Source organism: Zoogloea sp. 1C4 (assembly GCF_009469605.1).
Classification (GTDB): Bacteria; Pseudomonadota; Gammaproteobacteria; order Burkholderiales; family Rhodocyclaceae; genus Zoogloea; species Zoogloea oryzae.
Genome location: NZ_SSXU01000025.1, coordinates 23,551 through 39,027, shown reverse-complemented (window position 1 = coordinate 39,027; position 15,477 = coordinate 23,551). Strand labels below are relative to the sequence as shown.

Sequence of the window (15,477 nt, the reverse complement as noted above, 5' to 3'; positions counted from 1 at the left end):
CCTATCACGCCGGCGGCGCGCTCGTCTTCGGCACCAGCTCCATCGGCGGCAACCTCAACGCCACCGCCGCCGGCCCGGTCAGCCAGACTGGTGCGCTGGCCGTGACCGGCACCGCCACCGTCGATGCGGGCAGTAACGGAATTGACCTCTCCACCGGCGCCAACCTGTTCCGCGCGCCCTTGGTGGTGACCGGCGGAACGACTGTGATTGCCAGTGACCATGGCAAGCTCGCTGTGACCCTGGAAACAGGGGATACGCAACTCTTTGCCGACGAGATTGAGGTTTCCGGCAGCATGGCGCTGACGAATACCACCTCCAGAATCCGGAGCCCAAACGCGATTCCGCTCGGCAACCTGTCCATCACTGGAAGCGGTTCCCTTGAGATCATCTCTGATGCAGTGATGGGATCGAGTGCGGTGTCGAACGTTTCGGTGCAGAATGCCATCGGCGTGCCGAACAAGTTGACCATTTACGGCGCCAGCATCTACCAGCAGGCCGGCGCCCGGATTTTGACTGGTCCGAGCGTGACGCTCTTGCTGAATGCCACCGGAAAAGGATCCATCGACCTGTCTGCTGACGCCTCCGTCGCGATGAGCGATCCCTCCCGCAGTACCACGCGCCTAGGCGACCTGCTCTCCGTCTTTTCGAAGGCCACAGGTGCCAACCGGACTGTGACGCACGACGGAACGAACCAGATCCAGGGTGGTATCTCGGCAATTACCAAGGCCGACGAGAGGCAGGGCACGAATCAGCCCAAGACCATCGTCGCGATTGCTTCGGACACCATCACCGTAGCGCCCGGAAGTATCGATCCGGTGACGTCCGTCAGGAAGCCGTCGATCGATGCGGATAGCGTGATGCTTATCGCCCGGGCGATCAATGGCGGAGGTGGCAAGATCCAGACTCACGTCGCTGCGACGGCTTTTGGCGACGGACGCAACATCGCCACCGGTCCGACCCGCGCCGAGGACAAGGATTACGTGATCCTGCCGTCAATCTTCGTGATCTCCGAACCGAACACGTCTGGGTACAGCTTCGGAACTCTTGATGTGCCCATCTCGGTCAGTTTCGGTGCTGTCGCGGGCCAGACCAGCAACAGCTTGCTGCAGACCATCGCGGTCGATCCCTTCAACAAGGAAGGCAGCAGCGGGCAGGTGCCGGTCTATCTCGGCACCAATCTCCAGCCGGGTGAAGACGCCGTCGGCCCGATCAAGCGCTATCTGGTATTCCCGATTGACATTCCAAAGAATGCAATCCGGGCAGTGGTTGTCAACGGGGTCAAGATCGAAGATTCGTCGGCATATGACGCAGTTCAGACGGCCGTAGCCGAAATTCTCAACCAGGTTCGCAAGGAGCAGTTGGAAAGTGGTTTCTCAAACGAGAACGTCGCCGCACAGCTACGCAAGGGTGTCATCACCGAAACGCGGGTTGGGCAGGCGGCAGTCGACCGCTTTCAGGGCGTCGCGCCCAGCCAACGCTGCGTCGGCATGATGGTCGGCGAGATGGTGGTGTGCGCTCCTGCAGCTGGCCCGGCGCGGTGAGCGTCTCCCGACCCGATGACTGGAGACTAGAGTGAAATTGAGTAACCGCACGCTGTCCGGCTCCATCTTCAAGACGAGGCAAGCATGACGATAGAGATTTGGTTGGAACCGATTTCCGACGACTGCCCGTGCGGCCCCAATCTTGAGGATGACCTCGATTTCCTGAGCCTCGAGGAGGCGTCGCGTGAGAAGCGCAGCGAGGAATTCCGGAAGGACGGTGGCGACGCGATCCTGATCCAGGGATCAAACGTCAATTGGGGCGTGGTGCAGTCCCTCGCCGAAGCGCTCCTTGGCCGTAGCAAGGATCTGCGAGTGGCCGTGTACCTTACCCGGGCACTGCTCCATAACACCGGCTTTGTCGCCATCGCCGATGGCTTGGCGCTGATCAATCGACTGCTCGAAGACTACTGGGACAGTGTTCATCCTGAGCTTGAGGCCGACGAGGACAACGATCCGACGATGCGCATCAATGCGCTTCTGCCGCTGTCGTCCCTTGAAGCCGGCATCGCCGATCTGCGTTCCAGCTTCGTGCTCCGCTCGCGCAGTCTCGGCCAGCTTACGGTGCGGGAGATCGAAATCGCCCAAGGGCGTCTGTCACCTGGCGCAGATGGCACCAAGCTGACTGAAGCGCAGCTGGCGGGCCTGATCGCCGCGGCCGTCAAAGAAAACCCTAACCTCCCCGGGCTCGCTTCCGAAGCCTTGGCCGGAGCGAAAAACATCGGCCGCATCATCGGCGAGCGGGTCGGCGAATCGTATGCTCCTAATCTGAAAATGCTGGAAACCGCGCTCTCCAGCGTCGTTCAGGCGATCGGTCTGTCGGCGCCTCTAGCAGAGACTGCCTCGGCCTCAAACGATGCGATGGAAGCGGTCGCGGCCACCGCTGCCGGGCGACCGAGCACGGTAGTCGCCGGCGAAATCCGCTCCCGCCAGGACGTTATACAAACACTCGGTCGTTTATGCGATTATCTTTCCCGGAGCGAACCTACCAACCCGGTTCAGTTGGTGTTGCGCCGGGCGCAGAGGATGATGAACATGTCTTTTCTCGAACTGATGCAGGACGTCGCACCTGACGGCCTTATCCAGGCGGAAACGGTGGTCGGCGAGAAGTTGAACAAGGACGAGGAAGAATAGCGAAGGCAGCACTCCGGATGCAGTATCCGGGGATTCAAACGTATCCGTCTCTCGGAGGCCAAAATGTCAGGCAGTAGTCAAAAATTCATAGCCCGCAACCGGGCACCCCGCGTTCAGATCGAGTACGACGTGGAGCTTTACGGGGCCGAGAAAAAGATCCAACTTCCGTTCGTGATGGGGGTGATGTCCGATCTCTCAGGCATGCCGGCCGATCCACTGGCGCCGGTCACCGATCGCAAGTTCCTCGACATCGATGTGGACAACTTCGACAGCCGCATGAAGGCCATGAAGCCCCGCGTCGCCTTTCAGGTACCCAATACGCTGACCGGTGAGGGCAACCTCAACGTCGAACTGACCTTCGATTCTATGGACGATTTTTCGCCGGCCGCCGTGGCCCGTAAGGTCGACGCGCTTAACAAACTCCTAACCGCCCGTCAGCAACTCTCCAACCTCATCACCTACATGGATGGCAAGAGCGGCGCCGAGGAACTGATCCTCAAGGTGCTCAACGATCCGGCCCTGCTCCAATCGTTGGCCGCAGCGCCCAAGCCGAAAGATGAGGCAACCGGTTGAGGTGATCCCCTCGCCAATTTCCATCGAACGAAGCCGTTTGCCCCGCCAGGGGCGCATGCATGCACTGGAGGTTTTTCGAATGTCCGATCAACAAACCCAAGCCGAAGGACTCGGCAGCGCGGTAACGGTCGAGGGTAGCGACTTCGCTTCCCTGCTCCAGAAGGAATTCAAGCCGAAGTCGGACGAAGCCCGCGAGGAAGTCAGTCGAGCAGTCCAGACCCTCGCGCAACAAGCGCTCTCCCAAACCCGGCTGATCGACGAGGATGTGGTGAAATCGATCGAGGCGATCATCGCCGAACTCGACAAAAAGCTCTCAGAGCAGATCAACCTGATCCTGCACAACGACAAGTTCCAGAAGCTCGAAGGCGCGTGGCGCGGCCTGCATTATCTCGTCAGCAACACCGAATCCGACGAGACCCTGAAGGTGCGGGTCATGAACATCTCCAAAGACGATCTGGGCAAGACGCTCAAGCGCTTCAAGGGTACGGCGTGGGATCAGAGCCCGCTGTTCAAGAAGGTGTACGAAGAGGAATACGGCCAGTTTGGCGGTGAACCTTTCGGCTGTCTCGTCGGCGATTATTATTTCGACCACTCACCGCAGGATGTCGGTTTGCTTGGCGAGATGGCCAAGATTTCTGCGGCTGCCCACACTCCCTTCATCGCCGGTGTGTCGCCCACCGTGATGCAGATGGATTCATGGCAGGAACTCGCCAATCCGCGGGATCTCACCAAGATATTCTCAACTCCCGAATACGCCGCCTGGCGCTCACTGCGTGAGTCTGACGACGCCCGCTACATCGGGCTGGCGATGCCGCGTTTCCTGTCGCGCCTACCTTACGGCGCACGCACCAGCCCTGTTGACGATTTTGATTTCGAAGAAGACACCGGGGCAGCCGATCACCGCAAATACACTTGGGCTAATGCAGCCTACGCGATGGCGGTGAACATCAATCGCTCGTTCAAGGAGTTCGGCTGGTGTTCGCGCATCCGCGGTGTCGAATCGGGCGGCGCGGTGCAGAACCTACCGGTGCATTCCTTCCCGACGGACGACGGCGGTGTGGACATGAAATGCCCAACCGAAATCGCGATCAGCGACCGTCGCGAGGCCGAACTTGCGAAGAGTGGCTTCATGCCGCTGATCCACCGCAAGAACTCGGACTTCGCCGCCTTTATCGGCGCGCAGTCGCTGCAAAAACCCGCCGAATACGACGATCCAGACGCCACAGCGAATGCCAATCTGGCCGCGCGCCTGCCCTATCTCTTTGCTTGCTGCCGCTTTGCGCATTATCTAAAATGCATTGTGCGGGACAAGGTTGGCTCCTTTAAGGAGCGTCCCGACATGGAGCGCTGGCTCCAAAACTGGATCATGAATTATGTGGACGGCGATCCTGCTCACTCAACCGAGCAGACCAAGGCACGTCGGCCCTTGGCTGCGGCCGAAGTCGTTGTCGAGGAGATCGAGGGTAACCCTGGTTACTACTCATCGAAGTTCTTCCTGCGGCCGCACTATCAGCTTGAAGGCCTCACGGTCTCGCTGCGGCTCGTTTCGAAACTGCCTTCCCAGAAAGCCGGGTAAGGTGTGCCAGGCGCTCCTGCACTCAGGCAGAGTCGCCGGTGATTGCAAAGGTGAAAGGGGCGACCGGCCAACTGGTCGTCGGGTAGCACGTGGTTCAACTCTCTAGGAGACGAAAATGGCTGTCGATATGTTCATGAAGATCAAGACGATTGAAGGTGAGTCGACCGATAAGACTCATAAGAAAGAAATCGATGTGCTGGCCTGGAGTTGGGGCTTGTCGCAGAGTGGCACCACCCATGTCGGTGGCGGCGGCGGAAGTGGCAAGGTCAGCGTCCAGGATCTCTCCTTCACCAAATACGTGGATAGCTCGAGCAACGCATTGATCCTCGGCTGCTGCTCTGGCGAGCACTACGACGAAGCCCTCCTCACGGTGCGCAAGGCCGGCAAGGATCCTCTTGAATACATCAAGATCACCATGAAGGAAGTGATCGTAACTTCGGTGACCACTGGTGGCAGCGGCGGAGAAGATCGCCTGACTGAAAACGTGACACTCAACTTCGCCGAGTTCAAGTTCGAATACCAGCCGCAAAGTGCCAAGGGCGGCAAGGAAGGCGGCGCGAAGATCGCTGCTTGGGACATCGCGCAGAACGCCGCGGGCGGCTGATGGCATCTGTGGGGGGCGCCGGTTGATGGTGACCAGCGCCTTTCGCTTGGCTAGCGATGCGGTTTTCTCCGGCACGCGCTGTGGGGTCTGGAGTATCGATTCCGCGTTCCGAGTAAGTCATATTTGCGGTTTGGATTCGTATCCTGAAGGGTTAGCACCATGGCCTTGCGCGACATGTTTTTGAAGATTGACGGCGCGAAGCAGGGGCCGATCAAGGGCGAGACGGCGGACCCGCGGCACGCTGGCGAGATCGACGTGGTGTCGTGGTCGTGGGGGATGGACAGCCCGTCAGATGCGTTTGGTAACGCGGTTGCCCGCACGGCGTTCGATCAACTGCACATCGTTAAACAGGTGGATAGCGCGACCACCGCGCTGATGTCGGCGTTACGCAACAACGAGCTGATCAAAAAAGCCGTCCTCACCGTGCGCAAGGCTGGCGGTGCGGATGCGCTGGAGTACTTCACAATCACCATCGAGAAGGGGCGCCTTACCCACCATCGCGTAGGCGGCGGCGAAGGAGGCAACTCGTCGGTGCTCACCGAGGAACTGGCGCTGAGCTTCCAGAAGGTGTCTGTCGAGTATGTGCCTCAGGGCAAGACAGGGGGTGGGCGTGGCACGATGACTTTCGAAACCGAGATCAACCTCAAAGCCTAGTTTTCTAGTTTTCGTCACGACGCGGTGTCGTCACACGCCGCGTGCGCGCGGCGCCACCTTTCTGGATCCCTTTCCATGAACCCAGTCCAAGCTGCCGAACAAGCCTTGAGCAACGGCGACGTCGATGAGGCGCTCGGCTTTCTGCAGGCCGGCGTCCGGGCCCGCCCTGGCGACGCAGCACTGCGCGTCTTCCTGTTCCAGTTGTTGGCGGTGCTTGGTCAGTGGGAGCGAGCGCTTACCCAACTTAATGTCGCTGCCGACCTCGATGCTGCGGTGCTCGCGATGGCGCAGATGTACCGTGAGACCCTGCGTTGCGAATTGCTGCGCGCGGAGGTGTTTGCCGGCAGGCGGTCGCCGGTGATTTTCGGTCAGCCCGAAAACTGGCTCGCGCTCTTGATCGAATCGCTGCTCACCGCTGGGCAGGGCAATGCCGACGGTGCCGAGTCGCTGCGTCAGCGGGCGTTTGACGAGGCGCCAACCAGTGCTGGCAGCATTGACGGCAAGGCCTTCGCGTGGATCGCCGATGCAGACATGCGGCTCGGCCCCATCTGCGAAGCGGTCATCAATGGCCGCTATTACTGGCTGCCATTCGTCTATATCGCGCGGATCGTCATCGAGCCGCCGCAAGACCTGCGCGATGCGGTGTGGATGCCGGCGCACTTCGAGTTCTCCAATGGTGGAGAAACCGTCGGCGTCATCCCGACCCGATATCCGAGGTCAGAGTTCGACGCCGATCCACTCGTCCGACTGGCCCGCAAGACCGAATGGGTCGAGCGCCCTGCAGGCGTTTTCTGTGGCCTGGGGCAGCGTGTTTTCACGACCGACATTGGCGATTTTCCACTGATGGACACCCGCGAGTTGATCTTTTCGCCTGCTACAGCCGGGGAGTAAGTCCATGACGGAACCGACACCGAGCGACCGTCTGCAGCCCACGCTGTTCGACCGTTTCATGACACAGGAGGCACGGGTGCTCACCAAGAGCGAGCTGCGTACGGCGGTACTGCGCGATCTGACCTCGCTAATGAACACGGTGAGACTCGGCGCCAGCGAGGATCTCTCAGCCTACCCGGAAGTCGAGCGTTCTGTGCTCAACTACGGTATGCCCGCCTTTGCTGGCGGGACCGCCTCGACCCTCGACGTGCATGGTCTCGAAGGTTCGATCCGCACCGTGATCCTGCGCTTCGAACCGCGCATCCTCGCCAACACTCTACAGGTCGAGGCGGTCGACAACGACAACATGCTCGGCTGGCACAACGTCGTCAGCGTGAAAATTTCTGCCCAGGTGTGGGCCCAGCCGGTGCCCCTCGAACTCCTGCTGCGAACGGAGGTGGATCTGGAAACCGGGCAGGTTGCGCTAGCCGAAGTCCTCAGTTGACCCAATCACTATGGACCCACGGCTGCTCCGACACTACAACCGCGAACTTCAGCACCTACGCGAGATGGGCGCCGAGTTCGCAAAGGCATTTCCCAAAATCGCTGGCCGCCTCGGGATGGAGGGCATTGAGGTTCACGATCCGTACGTCGAGCGCCTGCTTGAGGGTACCGCTTTCCTCGCTGCGCGTGTGCAGCTCAAGCTCGACGCCGAGTTCCCACGCTTCTCCCAGCGTTTGCTGGAGATGCTTTACCCGCACTACATGGCACCGACGCCAGCGATGTTGATCGCCCAGTTTCAGCCGATACTCGCTGACACTAATCTCGCTACGGGCAGCGTGGTGCCGAGGGGCACAGCGATCCGTGGCGCGCCGGGTAAGAACGATTTTAGCCCGAGTCAATTCTGCACTGCCCACCCGCTCACCCTGTGGCCCGTCGAGCTGGTCGATGCTAGTTATTTTTCCTTTGCGCCGGATCTGCCGCTGGCTGGCCTGCCGTTACGAGGCACCTGCAAGGGGGGTATTCGGCTGCGCCTACGCTGTACGGCCGGGCTCAATTTCGCGCAGACCCGTATCAATGCACTGAGCTTTTATCTGGGTGGCTCCGAGGATGTCGCCTTTAAGCTCCACGAACTAATCGGCAGCGCATGCCTCGGTGTTCTGCAAGCCGCGGGCGAACGGAGTCGGGTGCGCTTCGGCTTCCTGCCTCGCGAGACAGTAAGCCAGCCGGGCTTCGCTGACGACGAAGCGCTGTTGCCTGCGAGCGCGCGCAATTTCAGCGGCTATCGGCTGCTGCAGGAGTATTTCTCTTTTCCACAGCGCTACCTGTTTCTCGAACTGAGCGGGTTGGCAGCAATGGTGGCCACAAACGATACGCCCGAGATGGAACTCGTGGTGCTGTTCGGACGGGGCGAGGCGGGCCTCGAAACGGTCGTAGACCGCTCGAACTTCCTGCTCAATTGCACGCCGGCGATCAACCTCTTCGAAAAACGTATCGACCGCATCCAGGTGAGCGACAGCACCAGCGAGTTCCATTTGGTGCCCGACCGCACGCGACCAATGGACTTTGAAATCTACGATCTGCGGGAAGTCACCGGCTATGGCTCGGGCGTCGACAGCCAGCAACGCTTCGAGCCCTTTTACGCAGACTACTACGGGGCCGATTCTCACCCCCACGGCTACTATTCGTTGCGTCGCGAGCCCCGCCTGTATTCCGAGCGCCAGCAGCGGGTCGGGGCCCGCACCAGTTACATCGGCAGTGAAGTCTTCCTGTCCCTCGTCGATCCCAGCGAGGCGCCCTACCGCTCCGACCTGCGCCAGCTCTCGCTGCTGGCCAGATGCACCAACCGCGACCTGCCGATCATCATGCCGACCGGAGCCACTTCCAGCGACTTCTCGTTGGAAGTGGCCGCACCGGTTGAGGCGATCCGCTGCGTGAAGGGACCGTCGCGGCCCTATTCGGCGGTGGCCGAGGGCGCACAGGCGTGGAGTTTCATCAGCCAGCTGTCGCTCAACTATCTGTCGCTGCTCGACACCGATGCGCGTCAGGGCGCCGCCGCGCTGCGCGAGCTGCTCGGGTTATATGCTAGCTCCGCAGAGGTGGGCATGCGAAAGCAGGTGGACGGCTTTCGCTCGATCCGCTGTGAATCCGTCATCACCCGCCTGCCAATGCCCGGGCCGCTGTGCTTCGGGCGTGGGCTGGAGGTAGTGCTCGAAATGGACGAGATGTTCTTCGAAGGCGGCAGCGCCTTTCTGCTTGGCAGTGTGCTGGAACACTTCCTGGCTCGCCATGTAAGCATCAACAGCTTCACTGAAACCGTGCTGCGCACCGTTGCGCGCGGCGAGATCATGCATTGGCCGGCGCGATGCGGACTTCGACCCATCCTCTGAGGCCCGGTATCGACGGGCTCCTCGCTGCCATCGGCAGCGAGCCGTGGTCGTGGGATTTTCATCAGGCGCTGCGTCGCATCGAATGCCTGAGTCCAACCCTGCCGCGCATCGGCACGGCCGCCCGGCCAGCCGACGAACCGGTGCGGCTAGGTCAGGAACCATCCCTTGGTTTTGCGCCGTCCACGCTGGCGCGGATCGTTCCTGGCGAAGAGGGCCGCCCGCCATGGCTCGAAGTCCGCTTCTTCGGCCTGTTCGGCCCCAACGGCCCGCTACCGCTGCATCTGACCGAATATGCCTACGGTCGCCAGTTGCAGGCCGGCGACCCGGCCTTCGCCCGCTTCGCGGACATCATCCACCACCGCTTTCTGAGCCTGTTCTACCGCGCATGGGCGCAAGCCCAACCCTGCGTCAGCCTCGACCGTCCGACGGAGGATCGTTTCGGCGATTACGTCGGCGCGCTGGCGGGCATTGGCCTACCAGGCGTGCGTCGGCGCGATGCGCTGCCGGATTTCGTCAAGCTCCACCACGCCGCGCTACTCAACCGCCAGGTGCGCAACGCCGAAGGGCTCGGCCAGCTTGTCGGCGGCTTTTTCCGGGTTCCGGTCGAGGTCGAGCAGTTCGTCGGCCACTGGATGCCGGTGCGCGATCGCGACCGCTCGCGCCTTGGGACCGCGTGCTGCACCCTCGGCCGCAACACCTTGCTCGGCAAGCGAGTGTGGGATCGTCAGCACAAGTTCCGCCTGCGCCTTGGCCCCACTGACCTCATTGACTACTGCAACCTGTTGCCTGGCGGCGCCGGCATCGCCCAGTTGCAGGCGGCGGTGCGCAACTACGCCGGCCTCGAATACACCTGGGACGCGCAACTCGTGCTGAAAACGCTCAGCGTGCCACCGCTGCGCCTGGGCCGCGGCAATCGACTCGGCTACACCAGCTGGCTTGGCCGGCGGCGCAGCGATGCACCGGCCGCCGATCTGATCCTCGACGTGGACCGAGCCCTCAAGCGCCACGTCGCAAACCCCCCACATTCTTCCGAAACCACACGGTGACACGAACATGAGCGAGATCAGCCGGGTCGCACTTTTTGGCAAACTCAACAGCCTGGGCTACAAGTCCATTGAGGGCGCCACGGTCTTCTGCAAGCTCCGCGGCAATCCGTATGTCGAATTGGTGCACTGGATTCAACAGATCCTGCAGACGCAGGATTCCGATCTGCATCGGATTATCCGCCACTTCGAACTGGACACGGGAAAACTCGCTGGCGACATCACCGCCTCGCTTGACCGCCTGCCACGGGGCGCCACGTCGATCTCCGATCTCTCTGAGGCCGTCGAGAACGCCGTCGAGCGTGGCTGGGTGTACGGCTCGCTCATGTACCGCGAAAGCCATGTGCGCACCGGCCACCTGATTGTAGGTGCGCTCAAGACGCCCAGCCTGCGAAATGCGCTTATGGCGATCTCGCGCCAGTTCGAACGCATCCGTGGCGATACGCTTACCGCAGACTTCGAGAAGATCGTGGTTGGGTCGCCCGAAGCAGCACTGGCCGCCAGCGATGGCTCCGGCGCAGCACCCGGCGAGGCCAGCGGCGCGATTCCGCCTGCCGAACTGGGCAAACAGGAAGCCCTGAAACGCTTCACCACCGATCTCACCGAGCAGGCCCGAGCCGGGAAAATGGACCCGATTGTTGGCCGCGACGAAGAAATCCGCCAGGTTGTCGACATCCTGATGCGGCGACGCCAGAACAATCCGATCCTGATCGGCGAAGCCGGTGTCGGAAAAACGGCGGTAGTCGAAGGTTTCGCCCAGCGCATCGCCCGCGGCGACGTGCCGCCGAGCCTAAAGGACGTTCAGTTACGCGCCCTTGACGTGGGTTTACTGCAGGCTGGCGCGAGCATGAAGGGTGAGTTCGAGCAGCGGCTGCGCGCGGTGATCGACGAAGTCCAGGCCAGCCCCAAGCCGATCATCCTGTTCATCGACGAAACCCACACCCTTGTCGGCGCAGGCGGCGCGGCGGGCACCGGTGACGCGGCCAACTTGCTCAAGCCGGCCCTGGCCCGCGGCACGCTGCGCACCATCGGTGCCACCACCTTCGCCGAATACAAGAAATACATCGAAAAAGACCCGGCGCTGACCCGCCGTTTCCAGTCGATCCAGGTGGATGAACCAAGCGAGGCCAAGGCACTCTTGATGATGCGTGGCGTCGCCACGACGATGGAAAACCACCACAAGGTGCAGATTCTCGACGAAGCGCTCGAATCGGCGGTCAAGCTCTCGCACCGTTACATTCCCGCCCGCCAGCTGCCCGACAAGGCAGTGAGCCTGCTCGACACCGCCAGCGCACGGGTCGCGGTGAGCCTGCATGCCACCCCTGCCGAAGTGGATGACAGCCGAAAGCGCATCGCAGGGCTCGAAACCGAGCTGGAGATCATCGGCCGCGAAAAGGACATCGGCCTCGACGTGACTGAGCGCGAAGCCTCCGCCAGCGAAGCGCTGGCAGCCGAGGTGGCCCGCCTCGCCGAACTCGACGCTCGCTGGACGATGGAAAAAGCGCTGGTGGATGAACTCCTTGCCCTGCGTGGCAAGCTGCGCGGCAGCTTGCAGTCCGTTGAGGGTACCGGGAGCACGATGGAGGCGGCAGCTGCCGAAGCGCAGCCGGCGCCGGCCGATACGCTTCCAGCGGATAGTGCCGCCGAGGCGCCGTTCGACCGCGACGCGCTGCTGGCCCGCCTACATGCGGTGCAGGCCGAACTCGTCGACCTGCAGGGCGAGCACCCGTTGATCCTGCCCACCGTCGATCATCAGGTGGTGGCCAGCGTTGTTGCCGACTGGACCGGCATCCCGGTTGGCCGGATGGCGCGCAACGAGATCGAAACGGTGCTCAATCTGCCCAAAATTCTCGCCCGGCGCATCATCGGCCAGGATCACGCAATGGAAATGATCGCCCGGCGCATCCAGACCTCCCGCGCTGGCCTCGACAATCCCAGCAAACCAATCGGCGTGTTCTTGCTTGCCGGCACCTCCGGCGTCGGCAAGACCGAGACCGCACTGGCGCTGGCCGAGGCGCTCTACGGCGGCGAGCAAAACGTCATCACCATCAACATGAGCGAATACCAGGAGGCGCACACCGTCTCCACGCTCAAGGGCGCTCCGCCGGGCTACGTCGGCTACGGCGAGGGTGGCGTGCTCACCGAGGCGGTAAGGCGTCGGCCCTACAGCGTGGTGCTTCTCGACGAAGTCGAGAAAGCCCACCCGGATGTACACGAGATATTCTTCCAGGTCTTCGACAAAGGCTGGATGGAAGACGGCGAAGGGCGCGTCATCAACTTCAAGAATACCTTGATCCTGCTCACCACCAACGCCGGCACCGAACTCATCACCAGCCTGTGCAAGGATCCGGACCTGATGCCCGACGCCGAAGGCATGGCCAAGGCGCTCCGGGAACCGTTGCTCAAAGTCTTTCCTCCAGCGCTGCTGGGGCGGCTGGTGGTGATTCCCTATTACCCGCTCAACGACGAAATGATCGGCGCCATCGCTCACCTGCAACTGGGCCGCATCGCCAGGCGCGTGCGCGAGAACCACCGGGTGCCTTTCACCTTCGACGATGCAGTCATCAAGCTCATTGCCAGCCGGTGTACCGAACTTGAAAGTGGCGGGCGGATGATCGACGCGATTCTCACCAACACCATGCTGCCGCGCATCAGCGAGGAGTTCCTGCGGCGCACGCTAGAAGGCCAAGTGATCGAGCGCGTGCACGTGGGCGTCGCGGACAACGATTTCCAGTACAGCTTCGACTGATCAGTGGGACAGTGCCATGTTGCATCTACCCAGCCTTGCCGCCTGTGTACTGGCCACCTGCATCGCGGGCGCGGCTCGCGCGGACGTCCCGAATCCGCTGCTTGGCGACTGGGCGCGCACCCGCACAGGCTGCGTCCGGCCTGAGTTGTCCTTTGCAGCGGTTACCGCCGTCATCCGCCTCGACGCCGACGGTACGCCGGTGCTGTTCCGGTATCCCACCGTGACGTATCGCCTGAGTGACGGAAGCGTGACTGCCGACATGGGCCGGCGCCATCCGCTGGCCAGGACGCCGGACAAATTTGCGCTGCATTTCGTCATCTCAGCGCCGGAACATGCGGTGCTTCAACTGCGCAATGGCAAGACCCTGAGCTACACCCGCTGTACGCCCGACAAACATCCCTGAGCAAGGATGCAAACATGGCCTCCAACACTGATCGACTCTCCAAACACTTCATCCTCCGGGAAATGACGACGACGTCCTCAGGTCTTCTGAATCAGCCTGCATCACCGCAGGTGCTCGACAACCTGCGTTCGCTTTGCTCGCAGATTCTTGAGCCGGTGAGGGCGCACTACGAGCGTCCTGTCATCATTCATAGCGGTTATCGTAGTCCGGACGTCAACAAAGCCGTGGGTGGCAGTTCTGCTTCACAGCACGTAAAGGGCGAAGCGGTCGATTTCCACGTAAGCGGCCACTCGGTGTATGACCTGGCGATGTGGATTTCGAACACGCTTGATTACGATCAACTGATCCTTGAAAACTTCCTGCCCGGCATCCCGACCTCTGGCTGGGTACATTGCTCATTCGCCAGGAACAACCGCGGTCAGGATCTCACCAAATTCAAGGGTTCAAAGATGTACCACCCTGGGATCATTCTCAAACCTGAGTAAGCTCCCGCGTGCCCGCCATGATGAAGGCCCAGACCCCTCAGCCCGACACCGCGCCCTCCAGCGAACTAAGCCTCGACGAGGCCATCCGCTACGCCATTTCGCTTCAGCACAAGCGGCAACTCGACGCTGCCGAAACCCTGTACCGTCGCGTGCTTGTTCTTGCGCCTGAGCATCCAGACGCGTTGCATTACCTCGGGCTGTTACGTTTCCAGCGCGGGCGCGCGGACGAAGCCGTCGAGTTGCTACAGCGCGCCATCGAGTGCGAGCCCGAATTCGCCGATTTCCACAACAACCTCGGAAACGTGTGCACCGCGCTGGGCTGGGTCGAGGCTGCCGCTGACAGCTACCGGAAGGCCATCGCGCTTGATCCACGGCGCGCTGACTTCCACAACAACCTTGGCGTGCTCCACCGGGTTACTGAAGCGTCAGAAGCCGCTGAGGCTGAATACCTGCTGGCAGTCGAGCTCGACCCGAAGCATTTTCGCGCCTACAACAACCTCGGCATGCTCTATGCCGCCCGCGATGACATCAAGGCCGCGGTGCAGTACTACTGCAAGTCGATTACCCTGATGCCCGAGCACCCCGACGGACATAAGCTACTCGGGCTGGCCTACTACTCCACCGGACAACTCGCCGAGGCGGCCGAGGTGTTTCGCCAGTGGCTCGAGCAGCAGCCGGACGACCCCACCGCCCGTCACATGTACGCCGCCTGCTCGGGCTGTGACGTGCCTGAGCGGGCCGACAACGACTACATCGTCGACACCTTCGACCGCTTCGCCGAGAGCTTCGAGGAGCAGCTTAAGGTGCGCCTGCGCTACCGGGCGCCCGAGCTGGTCGCCGAGGCGCTCGGCCGCTACCTGCCCGCGCCGGCCAAGCAGCTAGACATCCTCGATGCCGGTTGCGGCACCGGGCTGTGCGGCCCACTGGTGGTGCCATGGGCCGCGCGCCTGGTGGGTGTCGACCTGTCAGTGGGTATGCTCCACCGCGCCGAAGGCAAGGGCTGCTACGACCAGCTATATCGCATTGAGTTGAGTGAGTTCCTGCGCATGCCCGACGAAGCCGGCGCCTACGACGTGATCCTGTCCGCCGACACATTGTGCTACTTCGGCCCGCTCGAGACCGTGAGTGCTGCTGCGAGGCAGGCTCTGCGGCCGCAAGGGGTGTTTGCCTTCTCGGTGGAGGACGCCGGCGACACTGCATCGTCTGGCCACATTCTCAATCCTCACGGCCGCTATGCCCACACGGCGCCCTACGTGCGTGACTGTCTCGAAGGGGCAGGGTTCCATGTGCTAAGCATTGATCCTGCGGTGCTGCGTACCGAAGGAGGGGCTCCAGTGAATGGCCTGATCATCGTCACCCAGGCAGCGTCCCAGCCGGACGCGTCCGTCATGAATCAGTGCGCTGACACGGCTCTGCCCGGGCTATGATTCGTAAAGCAAGGCACGCGTGCCAGCGGAG

Annotated in this window: 14 protein-coding genes; all 14 read left to right on the top strand. The window is 61.8% G+C overall.

The annotated features are described in order from the left end of the window. Positions 1-1,541: hypothetical protein (locus tag GH681_RS23385; protein WP_194271295.1), on the top strand; the 1,541-nt coding region annotated here is incomplete at its 5' end. An 84-nt stretch (positions 1,542-1,625) separates the two neighbouring features. Next, positions 1,626-2,672, top strand: a complete 1,047-nt coding sequence (gene tssA / locus GH681_RS20055; RefSeq protein WP_153163323.1) for a type VI secretion system protein TssA — start codon at positions 1,626-1,628, stop codon at positions 2,670-2,672. A gap of 63 nt (positions 2,673-2,735) precedes the next feature. Then, positions 2,736-3,245, top strand: coding sequence for a type VI secretion system contractile sheath small subunit (tssB, locus tag GH681_RS20050; RefSeq protein WP_153163322.1), 510 nt, complete (start codon positions 2,736-2,738; stop codon positions 3,243-3,245). Between the two features lie 79 nt (positions 3,246-3,324). Next, positions 3,325-4,821: a type VI secretion system contractile sheath large subunit gene (gene tssC / locus GH681_RS20045; RefSeq protein ID WP_153163321.1), complete on the top strand. Its 1,497-nt coding sequence runs from the start codon at positions 3,325-3,327 to the stop codon at positions 4,819-4,821. A gap of 115 nt (positions 4,822-4,936) precedes the next feature. Next, the gene (locus GH681_RS20040) at positions 4,937-5,425 is read left to right on the top strand and encodes a type VI secretion system tube protein Hcp (protein WP_153163320.1); all 489 of its coding nucleotides are present in this window, start codon (positions 4,937-4,939) and stop codon (positions 5,423-5,425) included. Positions 5,426-5,584: 159 nt separating this feature from the next. Next, positions 5,585-6,079: a type VI secretion system tube protein Hcp gene (locus GH681_RS20035; protein ID WP_153163319.1), complete on the top strand. Its 495-nt coding sequence runs from the start codon at positions 5,585-5,587 to the stop codon at positions 6,077-6,079. A 75-nt stretch (positions 6,080-6,154) separates the two neighbouring features. Next, complete coding sequence (locus GH681_RS20030) at positions 6,155-6,970, top strand: type VI secretion system accessory protein TagJ (RefSeq protein ID WP_153163318.1); 816 nt, start codon at positions 6,155-6,157, stop codon at positions 6,968-6,970. Between the two features lie 4 nt (positions 6,971-6,974). Beyond that, a complete protein-coding gene (tssE, locus tag GH681_RS20025) occupies positions 6,975-7,454 on the top strand; it encodes a type VI secretion system baseplate subunit TssE (protein ID WP_153163317.1) in 480 nt (159 codons plus the stop codon). 64 nt (positions 7,455-7,518) lie between these two features. Beyond that, complete coding sequence (gene tssF, locus GH681_RS20020) at positions 7,519-9,339, top strand: type VI secretion system baseplate subunit TssF (protein ID WP_255425198.1); 1,821 nt, start codon at positions 7,519-7,521, stop codon at positions 9,337-9,339. Further along, complete coding sequence (gene tssG / locus GH681_RS20015; RefSeq protein WP_153163315.1) at positions 9,315-10,385, top strand: type VI secretion system baseplate subunit TssG; 1,071 nt, start codon at positions 9,315-9,317, stop codon at positions 10,383-10,385. The genes tssF and tssG overlap by 25 nt, the downstream gene beginning before the upstream one ends. Positions 10,386-10,392: 7 nt before the next feature. Next, the gene (gene tssH / locus GH681_RS20010) at positions 10,393-13,131 is read left to right on the top strand and encodes a type VI secretion system ATPase TssH (protein WP_153163314.1); all 2,739 of its coding nucleotides are present in this window, start codon (positions 10,393-10,395) and stop codon (positions 13,129-13,131) included. A 16-nt stretch (positions 13,132-13,147) separates the two neighbouring features. After that, a complete protein-coding gene (locus tag GH681_RS20005) occupies positions 13,148-13,534 on the top strand; it encodes a hypothetical protein (RefSeq protein WP_153163313.1) in 387 nt (128 codons plus the stop codon). Between the two features lie 14 nt (positions 13,535-13,548). Then, complete coding sequence (locus tag GH681_RS20000) at positions 13,549-14,019, top strand: D-Ala-D-Ala carboxypeptidase family metallohydrolase (protein ID WP_153163312.1); 471 nt, start codon at positions 13,549-13,551, stop codon at positions 14,017-14,019. Between the two features lie 17 nt (positions 14,020-14,036). After that, complete coding sequence (locus tag GH681_RS19995) at positions 14,037-15,446, top strand: tetratricopeptide repeat protein (RefSeq protein ID WP_153163311.1); 1,410 nt, start codon at positions 14,037-14,039, stop codon at positions 15,444-15,446. Positions 15,447-15,477: the final 31 nt, after the last annotated feature.

Excerpts from the sequence above, each read along its gene's own strand:
- tssA (WP_153163323.1), top strand. The coding sequence starts at position 1,626 with ATGACGATAGAGATTTGGTTGGAACCGATTTCCGACGACTGCCCGTGC.
- tssB (WP_153163322.1), top strand. The coding sequence starts at position 2,736 with ATGTCAGGCAGTAGTCAAAAATTCATAGCCCGCAACCGGGCACCCCGC.
- tssC (WP_153163321.1), top strand. The coding sequence starts at position 3,325 with ATGTCCGATCAACAAACCCAAGCCGAAGGACTCGGCAGCGCGGTAACG.
- GH681_RS20040 (WP_153163320.1), top strand. The coding sequence starts at position 4,937 with ATGGCTGTCGATATGTTCATGAAGATCAAGACGATTGAAGGTGAGTCG.
- GH681_RS20035 (WP_153163319.1), top strand. The coding sequence starts at position 5,585 with ATGGCCTTGCGCGACATGTTTTTGAAGATTGACGGCGCGAAGCAGGGG.
- GH681_RS20030 (WP_153163318.1), top strand. The coding sequence starts at position 6,155 with ATGAACCCAGTCCAAGCTGCCGAACAAGCCTTGAGCAACGGCGACGTC.
- tssE (WP_153163317.1), top strand. The coding sequence starts at position 6,975 with ATGACGGAACCGACACCGAGCGACCGTCTGCAGCCCACGCTGTTCGAC.
- tssF (WP_255425198.1), top strand. The coding sequence starts at position 7,519 with ATGGGCGCCGAGTTCGCAAAGGCATTTCCCAAAATCGCTGGCCGCCTC.
- tssG (WP_153163315.1), top strand. The coding sequence starts at position 9,315 with ATGCGGACTTCGACCCATCCTCTGAGGCCCGGTATCGACGGGCTCCTC.
- tssH (WP_153163314.1), top strand. The coding sequence starts at position 10,393 with ATGAGCGAGATCAGCCGGGTCGCACTTTTTGGCAAACTCAACAGCCTG.
- GH681_RS20005 (WP_153163313.1), top strand. The coding sequence starts at position 13,148 with ATGTTGCATCTACCCAGCCTTGCCGCCTGTGTACTGGCCACCTGCATC.
- GH681_RS20000 (WP_153163312.1), top strand. The coding sequence starts at position 13,549 with ATGGCCTCCAACACTGATCGACTCTCCAAACACTTCATCCTCCGGGAA.
- GH681_RS19995 (WP_153163311.1), top strand. The coding sequence starts at position 14,037 with ATGATGAAGGCCCAGACCCCTCAGCCCGACACCGCGCCCTCCAGCGAA.